The sequence below is a fragment of the Rhodanobacter sp. B05 genome (assembly GCF_002001085.1).
In the GTDB taxonomy this organism is placed as follows: Bacteria; Pseudomonadota; Gammaproteobacteria; order Xanthomonadales; family Rhodanobacteraceae; genus Rhodanobacter.
The window spans coordinates 118,032-144,400 of sequence record NZ_MUNU01000012.1 but is presented as its reverse complement, the minus strand read 5'-3'; the positions used below and the strand labels follow the sequence as shown (position 1 = coordinate 144,400).

28 protein-coding genes are annotated in these 26,369 nt (G+C 66.5%); 12 read left to right on the top strand and 16 right to left on the bottom strand.

Going from position 1 to position 26,369, the window contains the following annotated elements:
- The first annotated feature begins 2 nt into the window (after positions 1-2).
- Positions 3-1,598 (top strand): MASE1 domain-containing protein, encoded by a 1,596-nt coding sequence (locus B0E47_RS06070; protein WP_077513181.1) that lies wholly within the window; start codon positions 3-5, stop codon positions 1,596-1,598.
- Between the two features lie 24 nt (positions 1,599-1,622).
- Here B0E47_RS06070 and B0E47_RS06065 read toward each other — a convergent pair whose 3' ends face one another.
- The 6 genes from B0E47_RS06065 to B0E47_RS06040 form a co-directional block, all read right to left on the bottom strand.
- Positions 1,623-2,078 (bottom strand): hypothetical protein, encoded by a 456-nt coding sequence (locus tag B0E47_RS06065; protein ID WP_077513113.1) that lies wholly within the window; start codon positions 2,076-2,078, stop codon positions 1,623-1,625.
- Positions 2,079-2,303: 225 nt separating this feature from the next.
- Positions 2,304-3,539, bottom strand: a complete 1,236-nt coding sequence (locus B0E47_RS06060) for an FtsX-like permease family protein (protein WP_077513112.1) — start codon at positions 3,537-3,539, stop codon at positions 2,304-2,306.
- Between the two features lie 39 nt (positions 3,540-3,578).
- Positions 3,579-4,901 (bottom strand): ABC transporter permease, encoded by a 1,323-nt coding sequence (locus B0E47_RS06055; protein ID WP_077513111.1) that lies wholly within the window; start codon positions 4,899-4,901, stop codon positions 3,579-3,581.
- Positions 4,902-5,110: 209 nt separating this feature from the next.
- Entirely contained in the window at positions 5,111-6,253 is a 1,143-nt protein-coding gene (locus B0E47_RS06050) for a glycoside hydrolase family 18 protein (protein WP_077513110.1), read from the bottom strand.
- A gap of 106 nt (positions 6,254-6,359) precedes the next feature.
- Entirely contained in the window at positions 6,360-6,872 is a 513-nt protein-coding gene (locus tag B0E47_RS06045; RefSeq protein WP_077513109.1) for a DUF1697 domain-containing protein, read from the bottom strand.
- Between the two features lie 92 nt (positions 6,873-6,964).
- Positions 6,965-7,753 carry a hypothetical protein gene (locus tag B0E47_RS06040; protein WP_077513108.1) on the bottom strand — a complete coding sequence of 263 codons (789 nt, stop codon included), beginning with the start codon at positions 7,751-7,753 and terminating at the stop codon, positions 6,965-6,967.
- Between the two features lie 356 nt (positions 7,754-8,109).
- Here B0E47_RS06040 and B0E47_RS06035 point away from each other — a divergent pair, with 356 nt between their 5' ends.
- Both B0E47_RS06035 and B0E47_RS06030 read left to right on the top strand, forming a co-directional pair.
- On the top strand, positions 8,110-8,418 hold the full coding sequence (locus B0E47_RS06035) for a hypothetical protein (RefSeq protein WP_077513107.1): 309 nt from the start codon (positions 8,110-8,112) through the stop codon (positions 8,416-8,418).
- Between the two features lie 152 nt (positions 8,419-8,570).
- Positions 8,571-9,149, top strand: a complete 579-nt coding sequence (locus tag B0E47_RS06030) for a hypothetical protein (RefSeq protein WP_139351359.1) — start codon at positions 8,571-8,573, stop codon at positions 9,147-9,149.
- A 72-nt stretch (positions 9,150-9,221) separates the two neighbouring features.
- On the opposite strand, the gene B0E47_RS06025 is transcribed toward B0E47_RS06030, so the two are convergent.
- Both B0E47_RS06025 and B0E47_RS06020 read right to left on the bottom strand, forming a co-directional pair.
- Positions 9,222-9,701, bottom strand: coding sequence for a hypothetical protein (locus tag B0E47_RS06025; protein ID WP_077513105.1), 480 nt, complete (start codon positions 9,699-9,701; stop codon positions 9,222-9,224).
- Positions 9,698-10,273 carry a sigma-70 family RNA polymerase sigma factor gene (locus B0E47_RS06020; protein WP_077513104.1) on the bottom strand — a complete coding sequence of 192 codons (576 nt, stop codon included), beginning with the start codon at positions 10,271-10,273 and terminating at the stop codon, positions 9,698-9,700. Before B0E47_RS06020 ends, B0E47_RS06025 begins: the two co-directional genes overlap by 4 nt.
- A gap of 122 nt (positions 10,274-10,395) precedes the next feature.
- Between B0E47_RS06020 and B0E47_RS06015 the strand changes: the two genes are divergently transcribed.
- The gene (locus B0E47_RS06015) at positions 10,396-10,722 is read left to right on the top strand and encodes a DUF6249 domain-containing protein (protein ID WP_077513103.1); all 327 of its coding nucleotides are present in this window, start codon (positions 10,396-10,398) and stop codon (positions 10,720-10,722) included.
- 151 nt (positions 10,723-10,873) lie between these two features.
- On the opposite strand, the gene B0E47_RS06010 is transcribed toward B0E47_RS06015, so the two are convergent.
- Positions 10,874-11,482, bottom strand: a complete 609-nt coding sequence (locus B0E47_RS06010) for a hypothetical protein (protein WP_077513102.1) — start codon at positions 11,480-11,482, stop codon at positions 10,874-10,876.
- 480 nt (positions 11,483-11,962) lie between these two features.
- Positions 11,963-12,772 carry a DUF2884 family protein gene (locus B0E47_RS06005; RefSeq protein ID WP_077513101.1) on the bottom strand — a complete coding sequence of 270 codons (810 nt, stop codon included), beginning with the start codon at positions 12,770-12,772 and terminating at the stop codon, positions 11,963-11,965.
- A gap of 189 nt (positions 12,773-12,961) precedes the next feature.
- On the opposite strand from B0E47_RS06005, the gene lexA reads away from it, so the two are divergent.
- The 5 genes from lexA (at position 12,962) to B0E47_RS05980 (ending at position 19,253) form a co-directional block, all read left to right on the top strand.
- On the top strand, positions 12,962-13,582 hold the full coding sequence (gene lexA / locus B0E47_RS06000; protein WP_077513100.1) for a transcriptional repressor LexA: 621 nt from the start codon (positions 12,962-12,964) through the stop codon (positions 13,580-13,582).
- On the top strand, positions 13,582-14,208 hold the full coding sequence (imuA, locus tag B0E47_RS05995) for a translesion DNA synthesis-associated protein ImuA (RefSeq protein WP_077513099.1): 627 nt from the start codon (positions 13,582-13,584) through the stop codon (positions 14,206-14,208). The genes lexA and imuA overlap by 1 nt, the downstream gene beginning before the upstream one ends.
- Positions 14,209-14,220: 12 nt before the next feature.
- Positions 14,221-15,621, top strand: a complete 1,401-nt coding sequence (locus B0E47_RS05990; protein WP_077513098.1) for a DNA polymerase Y family protein — start codon at positions 14,221-14,223, stop codon at positions 15,619-15,621.
- Positions 15,618-18,695: an error-prone DNA polymerase gene (locus B0E47_RS05985; RefSeq protein WP_077513097.1), complete on the top strand. Its 3,078-nt coding sequence runs from the start codon at positions 15,618-15,620 to the stop codon at positions 18,693-18,695. The genes B0E47_RS05990 and B0E47_RS05985 overlap by 4 nt, the downstream gene beginning before the upstream one ends.
- Before the next feature lie 129 nt (positions 18,696-18,824).
- On the top strand, positions 18,825-19,253 hold the full coding sequence (locus tag B0E47_RS05980) for a hypothetical protein (protein ID WP_077513096.1): 429 nt from the start codon (positions 18,825-18,827) through the stop codon (positions 19,251-19,253).
- Positions 19,254-19,319: 66 nt separating this feature from the next.
- Here B0E47_RS05980 and B0E47_RS05975 read toward each other — a convergent pair whose 3' ends face one another.
- Genes B0E47_RS05975 through B0E47_RS05965 form a run of 3 tightly spaced genes read right to left on the bottom strand, consistent with a single transcriptional unit; the run spans position 19,320 to position 21,113 of the window.
- Positions 19,320-19,727: a hypothetical protein gene (locus tag B0E47_RS05975; RefSeq protein WP_077513095.1), complete on the bottom strand. Its 408-nt coding sequence runs from the start codon at positions 19,725-19,727 to the stop codon at positions 19,320-19,322.
- Complete coding sequence (locus B0E47_RS05970; RefSeq protein WP_077513094.1) at positions 19,724-20,194, bottom strand: Mpo1-like protein; 471 nt, start codon at positions 20,192-20,194, stop codon at positions 19,724-19,726. Before B0E47_RS05970 ends, B0E47_RS05975 begins: the two co-directional genes overlap by 4 nt.
- A gap of 22 nt (positions 20,195-20,216) precedes the next feature.
- A complete protein-coding gene (locus B0E47_RS05965) occupies positions 20,217-21,113 on the bottom strand; it encodes a phosphoribosylaminoimidazolesuccinocarboxamide synthase (RefSeq protein ID WP_077513180.1) in 897 nt (298 codons plus the stop codon).
- A gap of 106 nt (positions 21,114-21,219) precedes the next feature.
- Between B0E47_RS05965 and B0E47_RS05960 the strand changes: the two genes are divergently transcribed.
- From B0E47_RS05960 to rpe, 3 genes are all read left to right on the top strand, one after another.
- Positions 21,220-21,522, top strand: a complete 303-nt coding sequence (locus B0E47_RS05960; protein WP_077513093.1) for a c-type cytochrome — start codon at positions 21,220-21,222, stop codon at positions 21,520-21,522.
- Entirely contained in the window at positions 21,519-22,328 is an 810-nt protein-coding gene (gene djlA, locus B0E47_RS05955) for a co-chaperone DjlA (RefSeq protein WP_077513092.1), read from the top strand. Before B0E47_RS05960 ends, djlA begins: the two co-directional genes overlap by 4 nt.
- Positions 22,329-22,477: 149 nt before the next feature.
- On the top strand, positions 22,478-23,146 hold the full coding sequence (gene rpe, locus B0E47_RS05950) for a ribulose-phosphate 3-epimerase (RefSeq protein ID WP_077513091.1): 669 nt from the start codon (positions 22,478-22,480) through the stop codon (positions 23,144-23,146).
- Positions 23,147-23,354: 208 nt separating this feature from the next.
- On the opposite strand, the gene B0E47_RS05945 is transcribed toward rpe, so the two are convergent.
- The 3 genes from B0E47_RS05945 to B0E47_RS17335 all read right to left on the bottom strand — a co-directional run bounded on the left by B0E47_RS05945 (position 23,355) and on the right by B0E47_RS17335 (position 26,266).
- A complete protein-coding gene (locus B0E47_RS05945) occupies positions 23,355-23,996 on the bottom strand; it encodes a class GN sortase (protein ID WP_077513090.1) in 642 nt (213 codons plus the stop codon).
- Positions 23,993-25,948 (bottom strand): marine proteobacterial sortase target protein, encoded by a 1,956-nt coding sequence (locus B0E47_RS05940; RefSeq protein ID WP_168171016.1) that lies wholly within the window; start codon positions 25,946-25,948, stop codon positions 23,993-23,995. Before B0E47_RS05940 ends, B0E47_RS05945 begins: the two co-directional genes overlap by 4 nt.
- A 186-nt stretch (positions 25,949-26,134) precedes the next feature.
- Positions 26,135-26,266 carry a hypothetical protein gene (locus B0E47_RS17335; RefSeq protein ID WP_256363534.1) on the bottom strand — a complete coding sequence of 44 codons (132 nt, stop codon included), beginning with the start codon at positions 26,264-26,266 and terminating at the stop codon, positions 26,135-26,137.
- Positions 26,267-26,369 lie beyond the last annotated feature (103 nt).

Here is a 26,369-nt window from a genome sequence, read left to right as displayed (position 1 = left end):
TGATGCAGGGTGGATTTTGGGCGAAAGCCTGGACTAGGAACCTCACGATCGCCGTCGCTTACTGCGCCGCGCTGGTTCTCTTTCGCCAGTTGTCGATCCCGCACTGGATCATTCTCACTGGGTTTCATCTCAGCGTCCTTCTGCTGACCAAATACAAGTATTGGCCAGCACTGATCGCGGGCGATGCAGCGCGTCTGGCCTACGTGAGCATCACCTGTTACGACCAGTTCGGACTGCTCTGGTCGATCGTGAACCTGGTGCCTTCGATCTGCTACTTCATCCCGATCGTCTGGCTGTTCCGCGAACGGTGGCAACTGTTTCCCCAACGGCTCTCGATCAACATGGGTGCCCTGGTGCTCTGTTCGCTGCTGGTCGCCTGCGCCGCCACGGTCGTCAGCCTGGGTCAAATCCTGATCACTCCGTTTCCGCCCGGCTATGTGCTCCGGTATGGGCAGCTGACTGCGCAGCTGATCCTGGGCAATTTTCTGGGCATCCTCACCATCACCCCCATCACGCTGGTGTTCCGCCAGCTCTTCCTGGAGGCAAACGGCAGCTGGCGCCAACTAGTTCACGACACCCTTGAAAGCCGGCTGGTGTTTGATGCGGTCCTCTTTGCGTTGCCGGCGTTCGCGTTCATGGTCTGGATGGGAGAGGGCGATCCGCGTGCCCAGCAGATTGCGCAGATGGCGATGTTCCTCCCCGTGATCTGGCTCGCGCTTCGTCATGGGTGGAAAGGCGCGGCCATCGGCGGCACGTTGGCCAGCTTCGGCATCATGATTCTGATGCCGGCTCGCAACGATCACGCGACGCTTCAGGCAGAAATACTGGTCGCGATGGCGATTTCAACCATGCTTCTGGCCGGGGCGCGCATCGCTCTTCTGGATCGGCGCGTGCAGCAGGAACGTGCGGACATGCGCAATGCCCTGGCGCTGGCGCAACGCAATGTAAACCTGGGAGAGGTCCAGTTGAGGAACACGGCCCTGGCGCTGGACCAGATCCGGGATTCCTTTCATTCCGCCCTGCTGATGCTGGCGAGCCGGCTGAGCCATCTGCGGCCCGTCAATGACGATGGCAGCTATCAGCGTCAGGCGCTGTCTGCGCAGGACCAGTTGCATCGCCTGGCTGACGGTTTGTATCCGAATCAGATCGGTCAACGCGGGTTGCCCAGATCATTCCGTGAAGGGCCGTTCGCCAGGATGCTGGACGAGGCCGGGATGGTCTACTGGTGCGAACAGCGCGGACAACTCAGCGCGTTTTCGCATGCCATTCACCTGGCGGTGTACCGGATCATTGGCGAAGCCGTGGCGGAGCGCTGCCTTGGCAGGGATGTATCGGATGTCCACGTCATCATCCGCTGCGGGCAGCATCGACGACGATGGGTGGTGATTCAAATCGATGTGCGCGCCAATCCCGTTCGATTGCCGCACATCCGTTGGGATTCGCTGCTCCCGCGACTGCAACGCACCACCAGCGGGATGGGCCACGCGGCCATCGTGGACCGTGCGGCCACGTTCGAAGGGAAGGTTCGGGTGCGCTCCATGGCGAGCGGCCAGCGGGTGAGCGTGCTGTTGCTCGATCCCATTCAACCCGGCGACTGATGCCGCCGGGCCGGATGCGAGCGCTTACTGCTTCTTGATGTTGCAATCCACCGGGTCGCATTGCGATGTCGACGCTGCCGCATTGAGCTGGAGCGTGCCGTCGCTCATGGGCGTGGCGGTGACGGTCGTGGCGCCATCGTTGTAAACCACGGCGGGCGCAGTTGCAGGGGTTGCATTCGAGGCCGGTGCCGGCTGTTGCGGCGTCGAAACCCGTTGTGCGAAACGTCCGATGGGCAAGGTGATGAATTGACCGTTGGCTGTTCCGACGCTGCCCAGGATGTTTCCGTAGAAATCGTTCACCTGAATGTAGCGGACCCCTCCCGAGGTAAAGACAAACACATGATAGTTCGGGCTGACCGAGACATCCGTCGTGTTGGGCCATGACTGACCAAGGCCCGTGAGAGCGGCTTGCGAAAAGGCGGCACCCGAAAAGCACAGGGCCAGGAACGTGAGGCCGGCAAAAACAGTCTTCTTTTGCATGATTTTCCCCGTTGGAGTGAAGTGATGGTTGGACGCATTCCATTGCGTCTGTCAAATCTAGCATCCAGCCCTGTCCAAATGGCTTGCAACGGTGCACGCAACTGACACCAGGGCAATTTCTCTCGGGACCGCTCTTGAACGAAAGAGCGAACAGGGACATCTGCCGGTTCAAGTGTCTCCGATCCCGTTGTCCTTTGCAGCGTCCCACAACCGATTGTTCAAACCTCAAACCGATCGCGTCGCCACGACCGGCGGCACCCTGGACGCTCGACGTGCCGGTACCAGCACCGCCAGCTGACCGAGCACGAGCATGACCAGCACGCCCAGTGCCACCCAGGGCAGCGGCAGACGCGTCATCTCGACGTGCGTCATCAGCCACGTGTTGAGGCCCAGCGCAAACAGCGCGCCGACCGCCGAGCCGCCACCGGCGATCAGCAGGTTCTCAAGCTGGAAGTAATGCAGGATGTCGAGCCGGCGCGCACCGAGTGCTCGCCGCACGCCGATCTGCCGGGTCCGCTGGCCCACCCAGAAACTGGTCAGCCCGACGATGCCTGCGGCGGTGACGCACAGCAGGATGACGCTGATCACGCTCATCAGCAGCACCATGCCGCGATCCGAGCGATAGGCTCTGGCGCGTATCTCGGAAAACGCGTGGACGCCGGCCCAGGGCTCGGGCATGAGACGCATCGGGTTGACGGCAAACAGCGCCTTGCGCGCTTCACGCAAGGCCGCTTGTTCGCGCCCCGGACGTGCACGCACCACATAACCCGCATAGGCGTCATCGGAGCGCAACGGCTCCAGTACCGAGTTGTAGGCCCAGGTGCTGTCCGATCTCATCGGTGTCTGCAGCTGTTCGACGATGCCCACGATGGTGGATGGCTTGCCATCCTGATACACCGTCTGGCCGAGTGCGTTGCCGTTCGGAAAGAGTGCAGCGGCCACGGGTTGGCTCACGATGATGACAGGCGAGTCGGCGCGGGCCCGCCCGTGGCGGATCTCGTTCGCCTCGAAGTCGCGACCGGCGATCAGGCGCAGACCCAAGGTAGGTCGCAGGTACTGGTCGCCGTAGTAATAGGCCGCATGCACGGCGATGCCTTGCTGATTCGCATGCAGGGCGATGTCGCCGGTCGTATAGCCGCCCAGCAAGGGGATGCTGGTCGATGCGGCGGCGTCCTGCACATCCGGCAGGCTCCGCAACGCGGCGAGATCTGTGCGCTGCAGGGCATCGAGCTGCTCGATGGAGGCCGCGTCATTGCCGGCGGGTGCCGCCGGCCATTGCTGCAAGACCCGGATCAGATCCTTCTCGTCGGCACCGGTCGGGCGATTCATGCGCTGGATGTGCTGGCCGATGATGAAGGTTGCATTGGCCACGATCGCCAGGGTCAGCGCGATTTGCAGCCCGATCAGCAGCACGGCGACCTTGTGCCGGCGCAGGGCAGCCAGGATCGGATGAACAGTCATGGCCCGATCCCGATGGGCTTGATCCTCATGGCCTGATCCTCACGGTGCCTTCAGGTGCCACGCCGGCGGCACGCGCGAGGCGCGAAGGGTGGGGTACATGCCGGCGAGCAGGGTCGAGATCACCGCCGTCAGCAGGGTGAGCATCAGCAGCGAGGTATCGACATGCGCGCGGTTTGCGTATGCCGAGGACAGCACCTGGCCCATGCATAGCACGCCCACGCCGGTGAGCAGCAGACCCAGCACGCCGCCGCCGATGCCGATCACGCCCGCCTCGATCAGGAACTGCGCGTGGATGGCCGCGCGCGAGGCCCCCAGCGCCCGGCGTATGCCGATCTCGCCGCTGCGTCGCAGGAACTTGGCCAGCAGCAAACCCATCGTGTTCACCAGGCACACAATCAGCAGACCGATCGCCACCAGCTGCGACACGCGGATGTTGCCGGGTACCAGGTGTTCGACATCGAGAAACGCCGGCAGGTCGCGCAGTCGGTTGTTCGGCGCCCAGCGGAAGTGGCCGGCCTTTTGCTGATCGCTTGCATAATCGTCGAGATATTGCCGATACCGTCGTACAGCCGCCGCATCACCCAGCTCGGCCATGTAGGCGATCCATACGCAATCGGAGTGTTGCAGCTCGACGAAATCGCCTTGCGGATCGGGGGTGCCTTTCCGGCAACCGTCCCAACCCGCGTTGATCATGTGGATCGCCACCGAGTGCTGGAACGGCAGGAATACATCGGGGCCGTCGATACTGTAGTAGCCACCCTTCACATCGAAGAACCGCGGCTGCGGATTCCAGTCGCGCATGACGCCGACGATGCGATAGTCGCGGTTGTCGATATCGATCGTCCTGCCGACACTGTTGCCGCCGCCGAAGATCTGCCGGTTGAGCCTGTCGCCGATCACCACCACCGGCAACTGGTTGGCATCGTCGTCGTCACTCCAGCCATGGCCGTAATGAAACGGCACATCCAGCATCGGGAAGAATTCGCCGTACACCGCATAGCCATCGAGCGCGATCGGGCTGCGGTTGCGGCTTGAGCTGTTCGGCATCGCCGACGGCGAGATCGCGTAGATCGCCGATTGCCGGGTGGCGCGATGTTGGCGCATCAGCGCCATCGCGTCGGTATAGTCCAGCGCATCGGGGGGCTCGTCATGGAAGCGATCGCCGGGTCCCCACGAGTCGATCTGCGGCACGAACAGTTGCGACGATTTCCACGGAATCGGATCGGCGGAAAGGCCGCGCACCACCGCATACATCGTCATCGACGCGGCCACGCCGAAGCCGATCGTCAGCATCATCAGGGCGGTGAGGCCGGGGCTGCGCCTGAGGCTGCGCACGGCCAGTTCGAGGTAGTAACCAAACATCCGCCGTTCCCCTGTGTCGCCGACCCCGTTCGTCGCGCCCGACTTCGACCGACGACTGCACACGATGCTATCGCAAACCGGGCCGATTCAAGGCTCAGGCACTTCGGGGTTCTGGCACGGGCGTGGTGAAGTTTCCGAAGCCGGTGCCGGCAAGTGTGCGAGTCGCGCACGCCTGGCGGCGCCCAACCCGGAAGTCCACGAAGGATGGGCTATTGCAGACCCTGCCAGACCGCGTCGAGCAGTTCGTCGCTCGGGTCGAGGCTTTGTTCCCAGTACATGATGCCGCCCAGATGGTGCGCCTTGACGAAGGCTGCCTTGGCGGCGATGGATTGCGGATCGTCATAGCTGATGAAGCTGCGCGTCTTGGCGTTCCACAGCCATGGCGCCTGCGCGGTGGTGTCCCAGTAGCGCACGTAGCCCTGCTTGCCGATGTAATCCGCCTTCAGTTGAGGCCATGGCAGCGTGCCTTGGAAGTGGTCGTAGCGCTGGTACAGGCCGTGATGTGCCGGCTGCACGCCGGCGAATTCGCGACCGTAGAACGCCGCGCCGATCACCAGCTTGCGCGCGGGCACGCCGGCGGCAATGAACTGGCGCACCGCGCGGCTGGTGCTGCGCGCATCGGCCGGTGCGAGCTTCGATGCGTGCAGTCCGCTGTGGTGGCCGGTGGTGGGCGTCATCGCGTTGACGAAGTCGTAGGTCATCAGGTTGAACCAGTCCAGGCTCGGTGCCACTGCGGCAAGGTCGATGCCGCTGACGAACGGGCCGTCGGCGGCCGCGATGCTCAGCGTGTAGTGATTCGCACCGGTGCGGCCGTGCGCGGCACCGACCCGATCGAGGCTGGCGCGAATCGCCTGCAGCAGCAGGGTGAAATTGGCGCGGTCCTGCGGACTGGACTGGATGCCCGATTCATGGTGCCCCGGATACTCCCAATCCACGTCGAGACCATCGGCGTCGTACTCGGCCACCAGTTGCGCGGCGCTGTCCGCGAAGGTGCGGCGACCGGCTGCGGTGGCCGCGGCTTCGGAAAAGCCGCCGATACTCCATCCGCCGACCGAGATTTCCACCGTGAGCCGCGGATGCGTTGCCTTCAATGCGATCAGCTGGCGCAGTCGCTGCGCCCTCGCGGCATCCAGCGTCACCCGGCCCTGCTGCAATTGCGCGAACGCGAAGATCAGCGTGTCGATCTTGCCGGCGTCCTTGTCCTGCAACGGGTTCCAGCTCGTGGCGTAACCGACTACGCGATAGTGCGCGGGTGACCCCTGTGCGTTGCCAATCACGACGAACAAACCGGCGATGATCAGGGCGACGATCGCGGACAGCGCGGGCAGGATCGTTGCGGCGTGGATTCGCATCGCTATCGCTCCGGCAAAGAGGTGATCATCGCAGCCAGCCGTCGGTCTGCCAATGCCAGGCGCCTGGCAGAGAAAGTCGAGCGGAAACCGGCTCTGCGAGGCTGCTCTAGTGCGCCGCGAAAAGCTGTACCAGCCTGGCGACGGTGTTGATGTTGCGCGCGGTGCCGGTCTTGGCGGCAGGAATCGTCAGACGCGAATCGGCCATGCCGTCGCCATAGTGCACGTAGATTTCGCGCGTGCCGCAGGCGAGTCGCTCCAGTTTCCGGTGCCTGACGTCGTCCAGCGCGTCGGCAGGCGGCGGGCTGTCGAGAAAAATCGCCACCACGCGATTGCCCGGCGCCTCCGGAAACGGATTGTCGGCCAGCACCCGGGCCATTTCGGCGGCCGTGCGTATCAGCACGCCGACCGGCTTGCCCGCGTAGCCGTGCAGTTGCTGCTCAAGCTTTTTCCGCACCGTGGCTTCGCCCAGCCTGCTCGTGAAAAGCAGGTTGCCGCTGGCGATGCAGGTGCGTACGTCGGCAAAGCCCGCAGCTTCGCCCATGGACTTGAGTTCGCTCATCGGCAGCTTGCCGGTGCCGCCGACATTGACGGCGCGAAGCAGGGCTACATAGTCGGTCATCGTCGCATCGCTCCGGCATCACGGGGCTCAGGTTTCGGGCACGGCAGCCGCGAAGTGGTATCAGGCGCGATTCCTGCCACCCCGGCGACGCTTCAGCGCCTGCGCAGGGCGAGCCAGCGCATGCCGCGGCAGGAGTCCGCCACCACCCAGGCGCCGGCGGTCAACGTCACGGAGATGATGGTCTCGCTCCACTCGAAGGCGTTTCTGGGGCCGGGCGCCGCGATGATGGGCAGCCACACCAGCAGCGTGAACAGGCCCATCTGCGCCGCCGAGAGCGCAGACGCCAGTCGCGGGTACACATCAAGGAGCATCGCGATGCCTGCCACGATGAAGCTGCAGCCGAAGAAATACGCCCAGGCCAGATGCCATGGCAGCCAGCCGGGCACCAGCGCGGCGGTCTCGCTGGCATAGTGGAAATGAGCCACACCGAACGGGATCATGGCCAACCCGTAAAGCACTCTCGCGATGCGCAGACCCTTGTCGCCGGTGGCGAAGCCGAGAAGCCGCCTGTGCCGCTCGGCTGCGAACCACGCGTACAGCACCCAGGCGCCCGCCACATACACGGCGGCCTCGCCGAGGCCCGACCAGGAATCCTGCGCGGTGGGTGCGCGGAAGATGGCGGGCATTCTGAACAACAGCAACCAGAGCAGGAAATACGCGAGCAGCGCACGCGCAGCAGGTGCGGCCGCGCGCTGCCAGAGCAGGCCGGTGCCGGATGCCAGCAAGACCAGGGCGCACAGATAGACCAGTACTTCGCGCGCGGGCACATCCACGGGTGAGGGCTGCCACAGCGGGGCGAAATCGCCCCTGACCAGACCCATGATGCCGAGAGCGATCATGACCGCCGCAAAGACCGCGTGACCCACGCTTGCGATGCGCATCGCTATCCTCCGGTGGTGTTTCAGTGCATCGGGTGCAGGCATTCGCTTGCAGCGGCTCGAAGGACAGGGCGTCCGGAGCAGGATCGAGTCCGGCCCCGAGGGACATCAGGTTCGGCTTCACCCGGGCTGCGGGTTCCGTGGCCGGTGGCATCGGATTGGCCGTGACGCCATTTCCACCCGCGCATCTTCATGATGCTGCGGCCGCGCCAGACACGCAATTCAGTGGCCGGCCGTGAGCATATCGCTTCCACGGGTGCGACTGCTGGCAACGACAAGCGGTACATGCCGCGCGCCGTCTTCGCGGCATACTGTCAGGGCGACCGGGCCGGTGTCCGGATACCAAAAGGAAGGCCAACATGTCATTCGGATGGACCCTGGCAGGCACGATCCTGCAGCTGATGCTGGCGAATTTCCTGTTCATGCTGGTGGCCTTTTCCGGTGGTGGCCTCGCCAGCGGCGGCTCGCCGGGCAAGCGGGAGCTCCGGATTCTGGATATGTCGCTGTTCCTGTTGCCGGCATTGTGCGTGTTGAGCGCGTGCATCGTGATCTTCCTGCACTGGCGCGGCGGCGGTGCCATCTCATACGCATGGTATGCGCTGCCGCTGGTGGCCACGGCGTTTTACGTGGCGTATGTCACCGCCCTGAGCCGGCGCAATCGCAGCTAGGAAAACGGCGCGACGCGGCAGCTCGACTGCGTCGGGAACAAGGTGAAACCGGGATGCCGCGATCGCGCCGATATCCTGCAGGCCGGCATGCGCCTTCCTGCCTGTGCCGCGGCCACTGCTACCCTTCGGGCATGAAAGGACCATGGAACCCGATGACGGCACGGCGCCTCGGCGCGGCACTGGTTGTGGCCTGCCTGCTCGCGCTGGGTGGCTGCGCCACCGTGCCGCCGCGGAACAGCCATGACATTTGCCAGGTTTTCGAGCAGCATCCGGGCTGGTACCGCGATGCGCGGGCGGCGCAGAAGCGCTGGGGCACGCCGGTCAACGTCTTGATGGCGTTCGTGCAGCGGGAATCCGGATTCCGCCGCAAGGCGCGTCCCGATCGGCCGCGGTTCCTGTTCATTCCGTTGCCGCGACGATCCAGTGCGTACGGCTATGCGCAGGCACAGGATCCGGTGTGGCAGGAGTACCGGAAAGCGAACGGTGGCTGGTTCAAGAGCCGCAAGGACATGGACGATTCGCTCGATTTCCTCGGCTGGTATACCGACCGCATCCATCGCGAGCTGGGCATTTCCAAGTGGGATCCCCGCCAGCTCTACCTTGCCTACCACGAAGGCATTGGCGGTTATCGCCGCGGCCAGTGGCGGAACGACCGCCACCTGCTTGCGACGGCGGCCGAGGTCGAGCAGCGGGCCCGCGCCTACGGCGTCCAGTTGAAAGAGTGCCGATAACCTCTGCGCCGTCGGCCGCCACGCATGGCCGGGCCGGCTCAGCCGTTGCCGGCATGCTGGCGACTGGCCGGCTCAGCTCGCCGATTCCGCCCGCCGGGACCACGCGCCTAGCAGCCAGCTCAGGCCCACGCAGCCGAGCAGCGCCAGCCACCACTGCGCCGCGGCGGGTGCGGGCAGCAGCGCCTGGAACGATGGCCACCACGCCGCACCGTAGATGATCGTCGCCGCCACGGCGGCCAGCACCAGCACGCCGGCCAGGGCGGCCGTCAGCGCGTTTTCGAAGCGCATGGCCGGTGCGCGCCCCGGCGCCGGCGCGGAAACCAGGGCGCTCATCCGGCGGGCGAAGTCGATCGGCAACGCACCCGGCGGCGGCGTGCGCAGTGCGCGTGCCAGCAGCCGATAACGCCGCGAGCGGGCATCGTCGCCGGCCGGATCGAGATGCAGTCGTTCGCGGCGCATGGCGTGTTCCTGCCGCAGCCATTCGCGCTCGCTGAGCGGATCATCGAAACGGGGCACATCATCGGTTTCGTGGTCGTTGGTTTCGTGGTTCATGCTGCGACTCCTGTCCGCGTTTCCAGTGTGCCGCGCAGACGCAATCGCGAGCGAAACAGATGGCTCTTGATGGTGCCGCTGGCCAGGCCGGTGATGCGGGCAATTTCCGGGATGGACGTCTCTTCAAGGTAATACAGGGTGAGCAGCGTGCGTTGCAAGGGTGGCAGCGACTCGATCGCCGCGTGCAGGTGGCGCATGGTTTCCTCGTCGGCACATGCCGCCTCGAGGTCGAAGCCGTCGCCGAGGTTGTCCAGCAGCGAGCCTTCGCCGGCTTCGGCGTTGTCCACCAGCGGGATGCGCTTGTGCTGCAGATGGCGCAGCGCGATCGTCCAGGCCACGCGGCCGATCCACGACTTCAGCGCGCTCTCGCCGCGGTACTGGTGCAGGCACTGGTGCACGCGGAGAAAGGTGTCCTGGCACAGCTCGCGCGCGTCCTCGGGGTTGCGCACCATGCGCTGGATGATGTGCCAGCACAGCCCCTGATACTCGCGCACGAGGCGCTCGAACGCGCCCGGCCGCTTGGCCAGCACGGCGTCGGCCAGCTCGCGGTCGGCTTGGCGGGTGTCATCCATGGGACTACGGATACGCGCAATGGCCGGACGGTTGCAAGTGCGCCGCTGCAACCGTCGCGGGCGTGGCCGTATCCATGGTCCCGACAGTCAGGCATTTCGCCTTCACTTCCAAGGAGAGCTCCATGAACTTCGGTGACTTCATCCCGATCAGCCTGTTCATCTGCATTGCCTACGCGATCAAGGTATGCGTTGACGCAAGAGTGCGCCATCGCATGATCGGTGCCGGCGGCTCGGAGGAACTGGTCAACTCGATCATGCGCGACGAGGAACAGCGTCGCCGCCATGCCTCGCTGCGCTGGGGCATCGTGCTGCTCGCCGTCGGCGCCGGCTTCGGCCTGATCCAGTGGTTCGGCTGGCAGGAAGTCACCCCTGGCATGGTCGCGGTGCTGGCGGGAGCCACCGGCCTGGGCAACCTGGTGTTCTTCGTGATCGCTCGCCGGCTCGGCTGATGGGAGCGGCAGCGCGCTTTTCCGTTTCCTGAATTTGCTGCCCACGGCCATCATTCCGCTTGGGCGCTGGTGCGCAAGGGCATGGCCATGACGAAGACGGCGCTGCATTGCTGCAGCGCCGTCTTGTTCAGGACCGAAGTGCTTCGGGCGGTTACTTGCCGTCGTCGGCCTTGAGGGTCAATTCCTCTTTCTGTTGCGCGCCAGCCTTGTTCCACTTCCGCATGTAATCCATCTTCTTGGCATGGATGTCGGCCGCGTGGGCGCTGTACCACTGCGTCGCCTGCGGCGTCACGCTGACCCAGGATGTCTCGCTCATCCATTTGCCGAAGTCGGCCGACTGCGTGCTGTACTTCGCGTCAGCCCGGTTGTGGATGGGCAACAGCGAAAAGCGTGCCTTCCATACGCCCATGCGCGGACTGACCAGCACGTAGTAGGTCTTGCCGGCGTCCAGGTGCGCAATCATGAAGTCCGCATTCTCGGCGATCACCATGAACAAATGATCGCCGGGCTCGGCCTGGTAGCCGATCTTGTCCTTGGTCGAAACGATGCCGATGAAGGTGTCGGCGCTGTCGTGAGTGTCGTACACCGACGACTGGATGGCGCCACCGAATGAAGACGGTCGCATGAACACGACCAGCGCCTTGCCTGGAGCCGGTGCCGGTTCCGCCGCACCCGCGGACGACCTCACCATCAACGACGATTGACAGCCGGTCAACCCGGCCAGCAGCAAGACTGCGAAACCCCATCGCATCAAACGCATGTTTATTCCCTTGTTTGGAATCGAGATTGATTGCCCGTATCTGCGTCCGCCCGGTTTCAGGTCATGCGCAGCAGGCACGGCTGCTTTTCCGATGCCGCGTGTCGAAAGATGCTGTCGTGACATCTATCGGCGAACCAAGAATATCCAGTAACAGGCGTTTGTCGAGCTGCAAGAAATTGCGAGTCGAAGGCGGCCGGTCAGCGGTACCTGGAGGGCCTCATGACCATGCCGTTGCCTCGTGACATGGCAGGGTCGCGGCACGCGGAGGTCGCGCGCGCCGATGTCACGCATGTGCTTGACTCTCCTCCAGCGTGAGGCTGCAAGGTAGCCACGCTGGAGGAGGACATCCGCTGCGTTGCTGAGGCGCGCACGAAGGAAATCAATGCGGCATACGAGATCGTCGTGCGACTGCGCCGCCAGCTCACCAAAGCGGGCAAGCTGCTGACGTCATGCGATTCCGATCCGAATGACCGCCTTGGCTCAGGGCGTCCGCGCATCGGCCACGGCGCCTTCGTCCGTGCGCTGCATCGACATCAGCGTCAGCGGCTTGCCATCGGGCAGGCGGACGTGGAGCTGGTGCTGCAACTGATCCAGTTCGACCAGGCGCGGGCACAACGCGTCGGCGCGTTTGCCGAGGCGTTCGGCCGGTGCCTCGACGGCTTTCTCGATACTGCTTTCCAGTGACTGGGCGCGTGCCTCCAGCGCGGCGACCTGGCTCTGATCGCCGCTGAGCGCGGCTTTCACCGCGCGCGAGGCCACGGTGCTGACCAGGGTGGAGACGGCGTCGCCCATGTCCTCGTCCATCATCTGGTCGAAATCGTGTTGTTGCCAGCGGCCGTGGCCGATGCCCTGGTCGATCCTGGCGAGCACTTGCCGGCGCTGGTCGCCGAGTTGCCGGATGACGCGTGCGCGTTCGTCCGCGCTGTCCGCGAACGTCGCGGCGACCGTGGCCAGCGCGTCGAAACCGAGGCCGACGCCGTCGCGGGCAATCGCTGCCACCTGGGGCAGCAGGGCGCGCACGTTCGCTTCGTACTGGCGCAGGTATGCGGCATCGTCCCGGCTGACGGCCAGTGGCTGGCCGTCCACGCGCAGCTGGCCGTCATGCATGAAGATGTCGTGCGGACTGCCGTCGTCGCGGGTGAACTGCAGGCCATCGTCGCGCACGGCAAGCTCGTAATCGCTGTCGACCGAACACGCGGCGTGCAGTTGCATGCCGTGGGCGCGTGCATGCGCCGGCGAGGCGAGGATACCGATGCCGAGGAGGGCGAGAGCAAGGGCGAGCTGGCGCATGGTCGAGGACTCCACGAGAGTCGCTGCTGCGACGATGACCTCAGCATGTGCCCGGCGTCGGCGCGCGGCATGGGCTGGGAGTCACGCCGTGCCATCGGTCATGCCTGGCGTTGGGGGCGTATCCGCCTCGAATCGGTGTATCCGTCACGGCACTGTATTTTCACCTGAAAAGGTGAAAACATGGCCGGCATGAGCCTGCACCTGACCAGCCGCCAATCCAACATCCTCGAGTTCATCCGCGCGCGGGTGGCGCAGGCGGGGCAGGCGCCCACGCTGGAGGAGATTGGCCAGGCGATGGGGCTGCCCAACGTCAGTGCGGTGCTCAAGCACGTGCGTTCACTGGAGGCCAAGGGGCGGCTGGCGATCGAACCGAACCGCTCGCGCGGGATCCGCCTGGTGGATGCGGCCGATGCGCTGGATGCGGACACCATGGAGCTGCCGCTGGTGGGTCGGATCGCGGCGGGCGAGCCGTTGTTTTCCGAATCGCGGATCGAGCGCAGCTTGCGGGTGTCGCGCTGGCTGTTCCGCCTGCGACCGGATTACCTGGTGCGGGTGGTCGGCGATTCGATGCGCGACGAAGGTATCCTCGACCAGGATCTGGTCGGCGTGCATGCCACGCCGGTGGCGCGGCATGGCCAGGTGGTGGCGGCGCGCGTCGGCGGCGATCGCTTCACGATCAAGCGGCTGCACTGGCAGGACGGGGTGATCCGGCTGCTGCCGAACAGTCCCGGTTATCGGCCGATCGATCCCGATCCCAGCGAGGACTTCGCCATCGAAGGCCTGTTCGCCGGATTGCTGAGGGGCAGCTGATGAGTGCGGTGGTGCCGTTGTCGTCCTTGCTGGACGCGCGCCGGGTCTGGCGCGGTCGTGTCGAGCCCATGCCGACTGGCGAGCAGCCGACCGGCTGGGCAGCGCTGGATGCGGTGCTGCCGGGCGGCGGCTGGCCGGCGGCCGCGCTGTCGGAAATCCTGTTGCCGCTGGATGGCGTGGGCGAATTGCAGTTGGTATTGCCCACGCTGGCGCGGCTCAGCCGGGGCGCGCGTCCGCTGGTGCTGGTGACGCCGCCGTATGCGCCCTGCGTGGCCGGCTGGCGCCAGCGTGGCGTGGATATGCGCCGGGTCGAGATCGTCGCTGCGGCGGAGCCCGACGTGTTGTGGGCGATGGAGCAATGCCTGCGCTCGGGCAGTTGCGCGGCGGTGCTGGCGTGGCCACGGCAGGCCGACGATCGCGCACTGCGCCGCCTGCAGGTGGCGGCCGACGGTGGCCGCGCGCTGGCGTTCGCGTTCCGCGATCGACGGCATCTGGGCAATGCCTCGCCGGCGGCCTTGCGGCTGGAACTGGAAGCGACGCCGCATGATCGCGTATGGATACGCAAATGCCGCGGTGGCGTGGTGCCGGCGCAACCGGTGTCGCTGCCGTACGCCGCGCTGCATTGATGGCCGGCGACGATGTTGTGGGCCTGCGTATTGCTGCCGCAACTGGCGCTGGACGGAGTCCTCCGCCGGCGGCCCACGGCTGGCCCGCTGGTGCTGGTGGCCGGCGCGGCGAACGCGCGCAGCATCGTCGCGGCGAACGCCGCCGCGCGTGAAGCCGGCCTGCGCATCGGCCAGCGGCTGAGCGCCGCACAGGCCTTGCTGGCGCGCTTCGATGCCTTGCCGTACGAACCGGAATCGGTGCAGCGCTGGCAACAATTTCTTGCCGCGGTGGCCTACCGCTACAGCTCCGAGGTCTGTCTGCTGCCGCATGCGATCGTGCTGGAAGTCAGTCGCAGCATGGGCCTGTTCGGTCCCTGGCCACGGCTGGAAAACCTGCTGCGCGACGAATTTGCTGCACTGGGTTTTCGGCATCGGATCAGCGTCGCGCCCACCGCGCATGCTGCCCATGTGCTGGCCGGGATTGCCGACGGCCAGGCGGTGCTGACGCCGGGGGCGCTGGATTACGCGTTGCAACGCGTGCCGCTGCACAAGAGCCGTTTGCCGGCTGCCGCCAGCGCGGCATTGCCGGGCATGGGCATCCGCAGCCTCGGCCAGTTGCTGCGGATGCCGCGGGATGGCTTGCGCCGACGCTTCGGCGCGGAATTGCTGCTGGCGCTGGATCGCTTGACCGGCGCTGCGCCAGCCGGACTGGACAGCTTTCGCCCGCCGGACCGTTTCGACCTGCGCGTCGAGTTGTCGCACGAGGTGGAGAATCTCGCGGCGCTGGTCTTCCCGGTGCGCCGCATGATGGCGGATCTCGCGGCGTGGCTGGCCGGTCGCGACGGTGGCGTGCAGCGTTTCACGTTGCAGCTGGAACATCGCGGGGGACATGCCGACGTGCCGGTCGGCCTGCTGGCGCCGGAGCGCGATGCCGGCATGCTGTTCGAGGTGGCGCGCGGACGGCTGGAACAGATGCAGCTGGCCGAACCGGTACTCGCCTTGCGACTGATCGCGCGCGACCTGCCTGCCTTCGTGCCGGCCGGGCGCGACCTGTTCGACCAGCGCCCCGCCAACGCGCTGCCGATCGGGCAACTGCGCGAACGCCTGCGTGCACGGCTGGGCGATCACGCGGTGTATCAGCTGGGCAGCACCAGCGATCCGCGCCCCGAGCGCGCGCAGATCATCGCCAGCCGCGACGACGGCAGGTGCGAACCACACCCGCGGCCGACCTGGTTGCTGGAGCGACCGATTCCCTTGCGTGGTTCGGCGCCACGCATTCTGGCCGGGCCGGAGCGGCTGGAAACCGGTTGGTGGGATGGCGGCGAGGTGTGCCGCGATTACTACCTGGTGGAAACCGCGCAGGGCCAGCGCGCATGGGCGTTCTGCGCGCCGGGCGAGCGGGTCGGCTGGATGCTGCACGGGTGGTTTGCATGAGCGCCTATGCCGAGCTGCATTGCCTGTCGAACTTCTCGTTTGGCCGCGGCGCCTCCAGTGCGCGCGAATTGTTCGAGCGGGCGCAGGCCTGCGGCTACAGCGCGCTGGCGATCACCGACGAATGCTCGCTGGCCGGCATCGTGCGCGCGCTGGAGGCTTCGCGCGCCACCGGCATGAGGCTGATCGTGGGCGCCGAATTCCAGCTCGACGAAGGCCCGAAGCTGGTGCTGCTGTGCGAGTCGAAGACCGGTTACACCGCGCTGTGCGAATTGATCACCCGCGGTCGCCGCGCCTCGGTCAAGGGCACCTATCGACTGGGCTGCGCCGATCTCGCCGACGGCGTGCCGGGCACGTTCGCGCTGTGGCTGCCCGCGCGGGCGCCCGATCTTGCGCATGGTCGCTGGATGCGTGCCACCTTTGGCGCGCGGGCGTGGCTGACGGTGGAACTGCACCATGGTCCCGACGATGCGCGACGACTGCACGAACTCCAAGCGCTGGCGCAGCAACTGGACCTGCCCCTGGTCGCCGCCGGCGACGTGCACATGCATGTGCGGCGTCGCCTCGCCCTGCAGCACACATTGACCGCGATCCGTCATCGTCTGCCGATCGCCGACGCCGGCGCGCTGGTCTTCCGCAACGGCGAGCGCCACCTGCGCCGGCGCGAGGCGCTGGCGGCGATCTATCCCGAGGCACTGTTGCGTGAAAGTGTGGCGATCGCCGCACGCTGCCGCTTCAGCCTGGACGAACTGCGTTACCGCTATCCCGCCGAACTGGTTCCGGAAGGACATGGCGCGGACAGCTGGCTGCGTCAGCTCACCGGGCAGGGCATGCGCTGGCGCTGGCCGGGCGGCGTGCCGGAAAAAGTGCAGGCGCAGATCGAGCACGAGCTGGGCCTGATCGAGGAACTGCAGTACGCGTCGTATTTCCTCACCGTGCAGGACATCGTGCATTTTGCCCGGAGCAAGGGGATTCTCTGCCAGGGTCGCGGCTCGGCGGCCAACTCCGCGGTGTGTTACGCGCTGGGCGTCACCGAGGTCGATCCGGCGCGGACGAACCTGCTGGTCGAACGTTTCATCAGCAAGGAGCGCAACGAGCCGCCCGACATCGACGTGGATTTCGAGCACGAGCGGCGCGAGGAGGTGATCCAGTACATCTACGCCAAGTACGGCCGCAAGCGTGCCGCGCTGGCGGCCACGGTGATCTGCTATCGCGGCAGAAGCGCGGTGCGCGACGTGGCCAAGGCGCTGGGCCTGCCACCGGACCAGGTCGACCAGTTGAGCGGCATCGTGGGCTGGTGGGATGGCGAGACATCGCTGGACGAGCTGTTGCGCCAATACGGTTTCGATCCGCACAGCGCGGTGCTGCGGCGGGTGCTGAAACTCACCGCCGAGCTGCTCGACATGCCGCGGCATCTGTCGCAGCACGTCGGCGGCTTCGTGATCAGCGACGCGCCATTGAGCGAACTGGTGCCGGTGGAGAATGCGGCGATGCCCGGGCGCACCATCATCCAGTGGGACAAGGACGACCTGGACACCATGCGCCTGCTGAAGGTGGACTGCCTGGCGCTGGGCATGTTGAGTTGCGTGCGGCGTTGCCTGGATCTGCTGCGCGCGCATCGCGGCCAGGACTACACACTGGCGACCCTGCCGCTGGAAGACCCGGAAACCTACCGGATGATCCAGCGCGCCGACACCCTCGGCGTGTTCCAGATCGAAAGCCGCGCGCAGATGGCGATGCTGCCGCGGCACCGGCCGGCGAATTTCTACGACCTGGTGATCCAGGTGGCGATCGTGCGGCCCGGTCCGATCCAGGGCGACATGGTGCATCCCTACCTGCGTCGCCGGCGCGGCGAGGAGGCGGTGGACTATCCGTCGCAGGATCTGAAAGACGTGTTCGAACGCACGCTGGGCGTGCCGCTGTTCCAGGAGCAGGTGATGAAACTGGCGATCGTGGCGGCCGGCTATACCGCCGGCGAGGCCGACCAACTGCGCCGCGCAATGGCCGCATGGAAACGCCATGGCGGCATGGAACACCATCGCGAACGGATCACGACCGGGATGCTCGAACGCGGTTACACCGCCGAGTTCGCCGCGCGCCTGTTCGAGCAGATCAAGGGCTTCGGCAGCTACGGTTTTCCCGAGAGCCACGCCGCCAGCTTCGCCGGTATCGTCTACGCCAGCTGCTGGCTGAAATGCCACGAGCCGGCCGTGTTCGCCTGCGCCCTGCTCAACGCACAGCCGATGGGTTTCTACGGGCCCAGCCAGATCGTGCAGGATGCGCAGCGCCACGGCATCGCGGTGCGGCCGATGGATGTGCGCTACAGCGACTGGGACTGCACGCTGGAGGACGATGCGCGCGGCCGCGCCCAGCCGGCGATCCGGCTCGGGCTGCGCCAGCTGCGCGGCTTTCGCCAGGACGTCGCCGAGCGGCTGGCGGCGGCGCGCGCCGTGCGCGGCTTCGATGACGTGGTGGACCTGTGCGCGCGCACCGGCATCGACCGGCGCCAGCAGGAACTGCTGGCCGAGGCGGGCGCGCTGCGTGGACTGGCCGGACACCGGCATCGGGCGAAGTGGGCGGTGGCCGGGGTCGAACCGCAACTGCCGTTGTTCGGTCAAGCCAGTCCAGCAGAGGACGCCATCGTGCTGCCGGCGCCATCGGTCGCGGAAAATCTGCATGCCGACTACGCGCGCACCGGCCTCAGCCTGGGCCCGCATCCGCTGCAACTGATCCGCTCACGCCTGCGCGCGGCACGCTACGTCGATTCACGCAGCCTGCGCGGCCAGCCGCATCAAAGCCCGGTGCGCGCGGCCGGCCTGGTCACCCAGCGCCAGCGTCCGCAGACCGCCAGCGGGGTGACCTTCATCACCATCGAAGACGAGCACGGTTTCATCAACGTGGTGGTGTGGAGCCATGTGGCGGAACGGCAGCGCCGCGCGTATCTGGAAGCGCGCCTGCTCGGCGTGGAAGGGCAGTGGGAATGCGTCGACGGCGTGAGTCACCTGATCGCCCGCCGCCTGGTCGACATCAGCGCGTGGCTGGGCTCGCTGGACAGCCGCTCGCGCGATTTCCATTGAGCCTTTCACCCGTGTCGATCGCACGCATGCCTCCATGCATGGAATCGGTTAGGCTGGCGCCACCGCCGGGGAGAGCGGTGGGCATGGGGATGCCCCCGGGCGGTTTCCTTCCACTAGCAAGGGGACGTCATGAGTACTTCGTTTGCTGCGTTGGCCGGCATGGGCCTGTTCGCCATCCTGGTCATGATCGTCGTGGGCATCCTGGTCGGCGCGCTGATCCTCAGCGTGGCGTTCCGGCTGGTGGTCGGCATCATGCCGTCCTATCTGCGTGCGTTGGGTGCGGTGGTATTGACCTTCGTGGTCGTGTTCGTAGTTTCGCTGGTACTGGGCATGGTATTGCGCGGAGCCGGCGGCGGCGTGCTGTCGATGATCGTGAACTTCCTCGTCGGTGCTGCCGTGGTGAATTACCTGTTGCCGGCTGCGGACGGCAGCCAGATCGGCTTTGGCAAGGCCTGCCTGGTGGAGCTGATCTACATGGTGATCGGCATCGTGCTGGCGTTGATCATCGGCTTCATCTTCGCGATGGTGTTCGGCGCAGCGATGTTCGGCGTGCACTGAGTACGACCGCAAGTCCGGAATTGCGAGGGTGGTGTGAACCGCCCTCGTGAGCTCATTGTCGCCAGCTCATGCCAGGCTGGTGGCCACGCCGAAGCTGATCGCCATGATCGCGGCCACCGCCATGCAGGCGCTGCCGGGACGGATGCGGCGGGCGTCGATGCGCGGCACCAGCCGCCACAGCAGCAACACGCCGACCAGCATGTCCACGACCAGCACGATGCGCAGCAGTCCCGAACTCAGCAGCGCGGCATAGGGTGGATGCAGGCGGCCTTCGTACGCGGCGGTGCAGACGACCAGCAGCAGGCCGATCATGGCCCACAGCAGGCTGGCGAAATAGACGCGGTTGAACACCACGGCGCAGCGTTCGATCCAGCGCAGCACCGACCAGCCGATCAGGGCAAACACCAGCGCCGCCATGCTGCTGTACAGCACCCACCAGAGCAGGGTGCTGATCACGGTGAGCACGGTGGTCATGTGACCTGCTTGAACCCCAGCTTGCGAAACAGCTTGGCCATCAGCCAGGCCGGGCCGATCAGCAGATAGGAAAGGTCGGTGAGGAAACTCGGCTTGCGCCCCTCGAACTTGTGCCCGATGAACTGGCCGATCCAGGCGACCACGAACACCCCGATCGCCAAGTAGCACAACTGCGCCACGCCGAGCCGCCAGTACAGGTAGTTGGTGAGCAGACCGAGCAGGGCGAACACGATCAGCAGGCCCACGGCCAGCCGGTGCGAGCGCCGCCAGTACCAGTAGAACGCCGCCACCATCACCAGCACCGCCCACGAGCCGGGGCGCAGCTGACTGATCGGCACGGGAATCGCCCACAGCAGCGCAATCACCGACCACACGATCGGCGGCACGCAGAACCAGTGGAAGATCTGGTTGGTCGGGTTGCGGTGGTCGCCGCTGTAGCTGTCGAGCCAGTCCTGCATGGTGCGCATGGCATTCCCCCGTGTGAATGGTTCAGTCGAGCCGGATGCCGGCCAGCCGCTGCAGGGCCTCGGCATACTTGGCGGCGGTGCGGGCGATCACCTGGTCCGGGATCACCGGGCCGGGCGCGGTCTTGTTCCAGTCCTGGGTTTCCAGCCAGTCGCGCACGAACTGCTTGTCGTAGCTGGGCGGACTGATCCCGGTGCGGTATTCGTCGGCCGGCCAGAAGCGCGAGGAATCCGGCGTCAGCATCTCGTCCATCACGTACAGCTTGCCGCTCGCATCGGTGCCGAACTCGAACTTGGTGTCGGCAATGATGATGCCACGTTCGGCCGCATAGGCGGCGGCCCATCGGTAGATCGTCAAGGTGGCCTCACGCACCTGGTTGGCCAGCTCGCTGCCGACCGCGTCGATGACCGCATCGAAGCTGACGTTCTCGTCGTGGTTGCCTACGGCGGCCTTGGTCGAGGGCGTGAAGATCGGCTCCGGCAGCTGCTGCGCCTGCTGCAGGCCGGCGGGCAGGGCGATGCCGCACAGCGCGCCGGTCGCCCGGTAATCCTTCCAGCCCGAACCGATCAGGTAGCCGCGTGCGATCGCCTCCACCGGCACCGGCTTCAGCCGCCGCGTCACCACCGCGCGCTTCTCGTACAGCGCGAGGTCGGTACCCGGCGGCAGCACCTCGGCCAGCGGCACGTCGAGCAGGTGGTTCGGCACCAGGTGCGCAGTCTTGCCGAACCAGAAATTCGACATCTGGGTCAGCATCTCGCCCTTGCCGGGGATCGGATTGGGCAGCACCACGTCGAATGCGGACAGCCGGTCGGTGGCGACCATCAGCAGCCGATCGTCGGACAACGCGTAGACATCGCGCACCTTGCCGCGGTGGACCAGTTCGAGTCCGGGAAGCTTCGATTGCGGCAGGGTGGTGGGCACGGCAGCGGGTTCCACGTGGTGGCGGGATGCCCATTCTAGCCGCTGCCGCGTCGCGGATTTCGGGAGCACTGCTAGAATTGGCGACCTTTGGACCCATGTGTTGCCGATGCGCATCTTCCTGATCGCGGCGCTCTCGCTCGCCGCCTTGCCCAGCTTTGCCCAGGCCCCGGTCAAGCCGACCCGGTTGGGCCTGTGCGCGGCCTGTCATGGCGAAACCGGCCACGCCAGCATGCCCGGCGTGCCGAACCTGGCCGGGCAGCAGCTGGATTACCTGCGCGATGCGTTGAAGCAATACCGCGACGGCCGCCGCAGCGTGCCGGTGATGCGGGCGGCGATCGGCCCGCTCAACGATGCCGAACTCGACGCCCTGGCGCATTGGTACAGCGCGCAGGCGCCGGTGCGCCCATGAGCTTCACCTACACGGTCTGGTTCGCGATCTTCGGCCTGCTGATCGGGCATGCGCCGGGTGCCGTCGTCGGTGCGGTGATCGGCTTCATCTTCGACAACCTGCGCCACAGCCAGCGCAAGCAGGCCACGCCCGAAGCCGGCGGCTACGTGGGCCCGTTGTTCACCCTGCTCGGCGCGGTGGCGAAGTCCGATGGCCGGGTGTCGGAGGCCGAGATCGCGGTGGCCGAGCGCCTGATGACGCGCATGAAGCTGGGCATCGAGCAGCGCAAGCAGGCCGTCGCCAGTTTCAATGTCGGCAAGCAGCCGGAGTTCGATGCCACGCGCACCATCGCCGAACTGCGCAACTGGGTCGGCATGCGTCGCGATCACGCGTTCCCGGTGCTGGACGTGGTGATCGAGACGGTCCTGGCCGAAGGCAACCCCGGCCCCGAGAAGATGTCGATCCTGCGCCAGCTCGCCTTTGCGCTGCGCGTCAGCGACATGGAGCTGATGGCGTTGATGGCGATGAAGGGCTACGCGTGGAGTACCGGCTCCGGCCAGAGCAGCCATGGCCGCGCCTGGAATACCGGCAGTGGCTACGTGCCGCCGCAGCGCACGCCGCAGGGGCCGGATCCCTATGCCGTGCTTGGCATCGACCGCAACGCCGACGAACGTGCGATCAAGCGTGCCTACCGCAAGCTCATTTCCGAACATCACCCCGACCGCCTCGGCGATCTGCCCGACGACATGCGCAAGCGCGCCGAATCGCGTGCCAGCGAAATCAACGCCGCCTACGACCGCGTCAAGGAAGCGCGCGGATTCAAGTAACCTATATTGCAAAACCGGGCATCCTGCCGCGGTTTGCAAACAAGCTGCAGCGGCGAAGCCGCGACAGCTTGTCGCGACAAGTGCCCGCGCACTCGTCGCGTCGGCACATCCCCGTGCCGAATCGGCCAGTTGCTGCACCGAGGACCACCATGCCCAAGCAAGCCCCGATCATCGCCCCGTCCATCCTCGCCGCCGATTTCGCGCGGCTGGGCGAAGACACCGCCGCCGCGCTCGCCGCGGGTGCCGACTGGGTGCATTTCGACGTGATGGACAACCACTACGTGCCGAACCTCACGATCGGTCCGATGGTGCTGAAATCGTTGCGGGGCTACGGCATCACCGCGCCGATCGACGTGCACCTGATGGTCAAGCCGGTGGACCGCATCGTGCCGGACTTCGCCGAGGCCGGCGCCAGCCTGATCAGCTTCCATCCGGAAGCGAGCGAGCACATCGACCGCACGCTCGGCCTGATCAAGGAATCCGGTTGCCGGGCCGGGCTGGTGTTCAATCCCGCCACGCCGCTGGATTACCTGGATTACGTGATGGACAAGCTCGACCTGATCCTGATCATGTCGGTGAATCCCGGTTTCGGCGGGCAACAGTTCATTCCCGGCACGCTGGAGAAATTGCGCCAGGCGCGTGCACGGATCGAGGCCAGCGGCCGTGCGATCCGGCTGGAAGTGGACGGCGGCGTCACCGCGGAAAACATCGGGGCGATCGCCGCTGCCGGCGCGGACACCTTCGTCGCCGGCTCGGCGATCTTCCACGCCAAGGACTACCGTGCCGAGATCGCCGCCATGCGCAAGGCGATCGCATGAGCAAGTCCGTCGCCATGCGCAACGCGATCGGCTGATCCGCCGGCACGAACGACTCCCACATAAAAATCCCGGCGCATTGCGCCGGGATAAACGTCGTCGGAGACGTGAGAGGAAACACCATTGACTGGCTTGCGCCGATGCGATCGTTGCAGAGGGAGGGTCAACGATCGCATCGGCATGTTCCACGGCAAAGAGGAACGGGGGCCAATCACAGGTTCTGACCGGGTCGATCGGCAATGGTTCCCGACTCCGGCAATGATCCGCTGGTGGCCTTGTTCAGGTTCATGCGACTTGCCTGAACCACATAGCGCAGCGGGCCGCCGGGGACGATCGCATCGAATGGATAGCAGGTGACCAGCCACAGGCCGTCCATGCTGTTGGCGGCGGGGATGCGTTCGTGCCGGCTGTCGAGAATGCGGTGGCCGATGACCCGGTAATCGCTGCCGCCGTGCGGACCCTCCAGGTGCAACCGGTCGCCCGGCCACAGCATCTGCAGAAAGCGGAACTGGGTGTCGCGATGCGCGCTGATCACGCTCAGCCCGTGGCTGCCCGGCGCGGCGCTGCCCGATGTCCAGCCGGGCCCGAACGCCAGTGCCTGGCCGTTGTCGCCATCGAGCACGATCAGGTCCCGATGCAGTCGCGGCACGCTGAGCCGGGCCACCGGCGCGATGTCGGCCCATGGCCACGGTCGTCGGGTTTCGCGTCCGTGATCGGAGCGTGCCCATGCGCGCGCCAGCAGCAGCTGCGCCAGCGCCGCCTTGGCGTGGATCCAGACACCATCGAGGCCCAGCCCGGCGGCCAGCATCAGCGCCCCGAACATCAACCAGCGCCAACCCCGTTGCCGTTTCATCGCCGCACCCGTTGCATCAACCACGCGATCACCGCCAGCAGCAGTGCGCACAGGGCCAGCCACAATTCCAGCTCGGCCGGGGTGGCGGTCTGCGCGAAGTGGGTGCCGGAGGGCATCACGTTGGGGATCTGCTCGTGTCTGAGCGTGGCGTCGGCCGCGCGCGCCGGCGTGCGATCGACGGCCACCAGGCTGGTGTAGCGGCTGACCAGGTGTGCGGCCAGCGCGGTATCGGTGACCTCCTTGACCAGCGCCGCCGATTCGCCACCGCGGGCCACCTGGTCCATCAGGTCGGCAATGCGCGCCTGGGCCCACAACCGATCCAGTCCCTGGGCGGCGGTGGACGCGGACAGATCGGCCGGCACCGTCCAGGCCCGGTCGGGCAGCTGACCATGTACTTGCACCCGGGAGATCGGCTGCGCCAGTTTCGCGGTGACCAGCAGCGGTTCGCCCAGGTAGAGATCGGGCAGCTGGCGCGGGTAGGCTTGCGTGCCCGCGGGCCAGTCCACATGCAACTCGCGCATGGCTGGATGATCGAGTTTCTGCAGCAGCTCATGCATCTTCGCATCGAGCACGGCGCGATCGGCGATCAGGGTTTCGCTGCCGCGGCCGTGGCGCGCCGCGGCCTGCAGGAAATCGGCGTTGGGCGCGCTGCCGATGCCGATCGGGAACAGCCGCGAGTCGCCCAATTGCTGATCGATCAGCTGCATCAACCCGTTCGGATCGTCGACCGCGCCATCGGTGGCGAACAGCACCTGGCGCACGTATCCGGGCGGCGCATGACCGGCCAGCGCAAAACTCAGCGCCGGCGCCATCTCGGTACCGCCGCGCGCCTGCAACTGGTCGACCCAGGCCTGTGCCTGCTGCACTGCCGCGGGCGTGGCGGCGACCGCCTCGGGGCGCCACGGGTTGAGGATGGAGTTGAATTCCGCCACGTTGAAACGATCGCCGGGTTGCAACTGGCCCAGCGCGAGGTCCAGCGCCGCACGTGCCTGGCGGATCGATTCGCCGCCCATCGAGCCGGAAGTGTCGATGATCAGGATCAGTTCGCGCGGCAGGCGCTGCGCCTGTTGCTGCGGCGGCAGCAGCATCAGCATCGCGTAGTGCGCGCCGTCGATGTCCTCGCTGAAGCTGGCCACGTTGGGTTGGGCCTGCGGCTTCGGCTGCCAGCGCAACACGAAGTCGCGATCGGGCAGCACGCTGGCATCGCGCAGGCGGATCTCCCAGCGCTTTCCATGCTGCGTGCTGACGATCGCGTGGCTGGGGCTGTCCACCGCCGCCAGCGCCACGCCGGCATCCAGTTGCACCGCGATATGCGTGCGCAACGGCGCCCGCGCATCGTCGTCGGCGAACACCTGCGCCGTGGTGATGCCGGCATCGCCCGGCTGCGCGCCCTCACGCATGTGGTAGCGCGGGGTGAAGGTGAGCGGAAAGTGCAGCGAGAATTCGCCGGCGCGGTAGTCGATGCGCTGCCAGTAATGCAGCTCGATCGTCACCGTCGCGCCGGGCGCCACATTGGTCACCGCGGTGCGGAACAGGTTGCCGTTGTCGGCCTCCACCAGCGCCGCCTGCCGGCCGTCGGCGCGCGCCTGCGCGAACACCTTCTGCGCCGCCTCCTTGCGCTGGATCCCGGCCACGATGCGGCGCTCGCCGATGTCCAGCGACATCGAATACACCGCCGCGCCGGGCGGCAGCGGCAGCAGATAGTCGCCTTCCAGCCAGTCCTTGCCGGCGTTGCGGAATTGCTGGCGCACCTGCACCTCGGCGACCAACCCGCTGATGCGGTAATCGACGTCGGTATCGAGGCTGGCCAGACTGTGGCCGTGACCGCCGCGGTCGTGCAGGCGCAGCTCGCCGCTGCCGGGCGCGGTGGCGTGCGCGGCCAGGCCGAACAGCAACCCGCCAAGCACCAGCAGGTGGCACAGCGCGGACATGAATCGGGGTGATGTGTGCATGGTGATTCCCTCTGTTGAGTGCCGGTGGCACGACGGCATTGCCGCACGCGCAGCGGCCGGGACAGCGGCGCGCCGGCGTCGCGACGCGGCGCATTCGTGGCGAAACGCGGGCGGCCCGCGCGACGGCCAAAAAAATCCCCTCGCAAGCGAGGGGAAAGGAACCACCATGTCGGACGGAACGGGGGATTACAGCGGCTGCCAGTCCGGGTCGGGCTCGTCCTGGCCCGCGCCCGGCGCGATTCCCTTCGCGCCGGGCGTGCGGACGCCTTCCACGGCAAACGGGTTGAAGCTCGATGGATCATGGATGGGCCGAGACATGACGATCGCCTCAGTGGATGCCGAGCAGCAGGCCAAGCAGCAGGGCGCCCAGCGCCAGGCTGACGCGCAGTGGCTCGAAGCTGCGCAATTCGGCATACGGATC

Bases quoted from the DNA above. Each gene is read 5' to 3' on its own strand.
- B0E47_RS05990 (WP_077513098.1), top strand. From the start codon at position 14,221: ATGTTGTGGGCCTGCGTATTGCTGCCGCAACTGGCGCTGGACGGAGTC.
- B0E47_RS05940 (WP_168171016.1), bottom strand. From the start codon at position 25,948: ATGCACACATCACCCCGATTCATGTCCGCGCTGTGCCACCTGCTGGTG.
- B0E47_RS05945 (WP_077513090.1), bottom strand. From the start codon at position 23,996: ATGAAACGGCAACGGGGTTGGCGCTGGTTGATGTTCGGGGCGCTGATG.
- B0E47_RS06030 (WP_139351359.1), top strand. From the start codon at position 8,571: ATGACGGCACGGCGCCTCGGCGCGGCACTGGTTGTGGCCTGCCTGCTC.
- B0E47_RS06010 (WP_077513102.1), bottom strand. From the start codon at position 11,482: ATGCGTTTGATGCGATGGGGTTTCGCAGTCTTGCTGCTGGCCGGGTTG.
- B0E47_RS05975 (WP_077513095.1), bottom strand. From the start codon at position 19,727: ATGACCACCGTGCTCACCGTGATCAGCACCCTGCTCTGGTGGGTGCTG.
- B0E47_RS06025 (WP_077513105.1), bottom strand. From the start codon at position 9,701: ATGAACCACGAAACCAACGACCACGAAACCGATGATGTGCCCCGTTTC.
- lexA (WP_077513100.1), top strand. From the start codon at position 12,962: ATGAGCCTGCACCTGACCAGCCGCCAATCCAACATCCTCGAGTTCATC.
- B0E47_RS06070 (WP_077513181.1), top strand. From the start codon at position 3: ATGCAGGGTGGATTTTGGGCGAAAGCCTGGACTAGGAACCTCACGATC.
- B0E47_RS06005 (WP_077513101.1), bottom strand. From the start codon at position 12,772: ATGCGCCAGCTCGCCCTTGCTCTCGCCCTCCTCGGCATCGGTATCCTC.
- B0E47_RS05985 (WP_077513097.1), top strand. From the start codon at position 15,618: ATGAGCGCCTATGCCGAGCTGCATTGCCTGTCGAACTTCTCGTTTGGC.
- B0E47_RS06040 (WP_077513108.1), bottom strand. From the start codon at position 7,753: ATGCGCATCGCAAGCGTGGGTCACGCGGTCTTTGCGGCGGTCATGATC.
- B0E47_RS06015 (WP_077513103.1), top strand. From the start codon at position 10,396: ATGAACTTCGGTGACTTCATCCCGATCAGCCTGTTCATCTGCATTGCC.
- rpe (WP_077513091.1), top strand. From the start codon at position 22,478: ATGCCCAAGCAAGCCCCGATCATCGCCCCGTCCATCCTCGCCGCCGAT.
- B0E47_RS06050 (WP_077513110.1), bottom strand. From the start codon at position 6,253: ATGCGAATCCACGCCGCAACGATCCTGCCCGCGCTGTCCGCGATCGTC.
- B0E47_RS05980 (WP_077513096.1), top strand. From the start codon at position 18,825: ATGAGTACTTCGTTTGCTGCGTTGGCCGGCATGGGCCTGTTCGCCATC.
- imuA (WP_077513099.1), top strand. From the start codon at position 13,582: ATGAGTGCGGTGGTGCCGTTGTCGTCCTTGCTGGACGCGCGCCGGGTC.
- B0E47_RS06020 (WP_077513104.1), bottom strand. From the start codon at position 10,273: ATGGATGACACCCGCCAAGCCGACCGCGAGCTGGCCGACGCCGTGCTG.
- B0E47_RS06045 (WP_077513109.1), bottom strand. From the start codon at position 6,872: ATGACCGACTATGTAGCCCTGCTTCGCGCCGTCAATGTCGGCGGCACC.
- B0E47_RS06060 (WP_077513112.1), bottom strand. From the start codon at position 3,539: ATGACTGTTCATCCGATCCTGGCTGCCCTGCGCCGGCACAAGGTCGCC.
- B0E47_RS05970 (WP_077513094.1), bottom strand. From the start codon at position 20,194: ATGCGCACCATGCAGGACTGGCTCGACAGCTACAGCGGCGACCACCGC.
- B0E47_RS06055 (WP_077513111.1), bottom strand. From the start codon at position 4,901: ATGTTTGGTTACTACCTCGAACTGGCCGTGCGCAGCCTCAGGCGCAGC.
- djlA (WP_077513092.1), top strand. From the start codon at position 21,519: ATGAGCTTCACCTACACGGTCTGGTTCGCGATCTTCGGCCTGCTGATC.
- B0E47_RS05960 (WP_077513093.1), top strand. From the start codon at position 21,220: ATGCGCATCTTCCTGATCGCGGCGCTCTCGCTCGCCGCCTTGCCCAGC.
- B0E47_RS17335 (WP_256363534.1), bottom strand. From the start codon at position 26,266: ATGTCTCGGCCCATCCATGATCCATCGAGCTTCAACCCGTTTGCCGTG.
- B0E47_RS06065 (WP_077513113.1), bottom strand. From the start codon at position 2,078: ATGCAAAAGAAGACTGTTTTTGCCGGCCTCACGTTCCTGGCCCTGTGC.
- B0E47_RS06035 (WP_077513107.1), top strand. From the start codon at position 8,110: ATGTCATTCGGATGGACCCTGGCAGGCACGATCCTGCAGCTGATGCTG.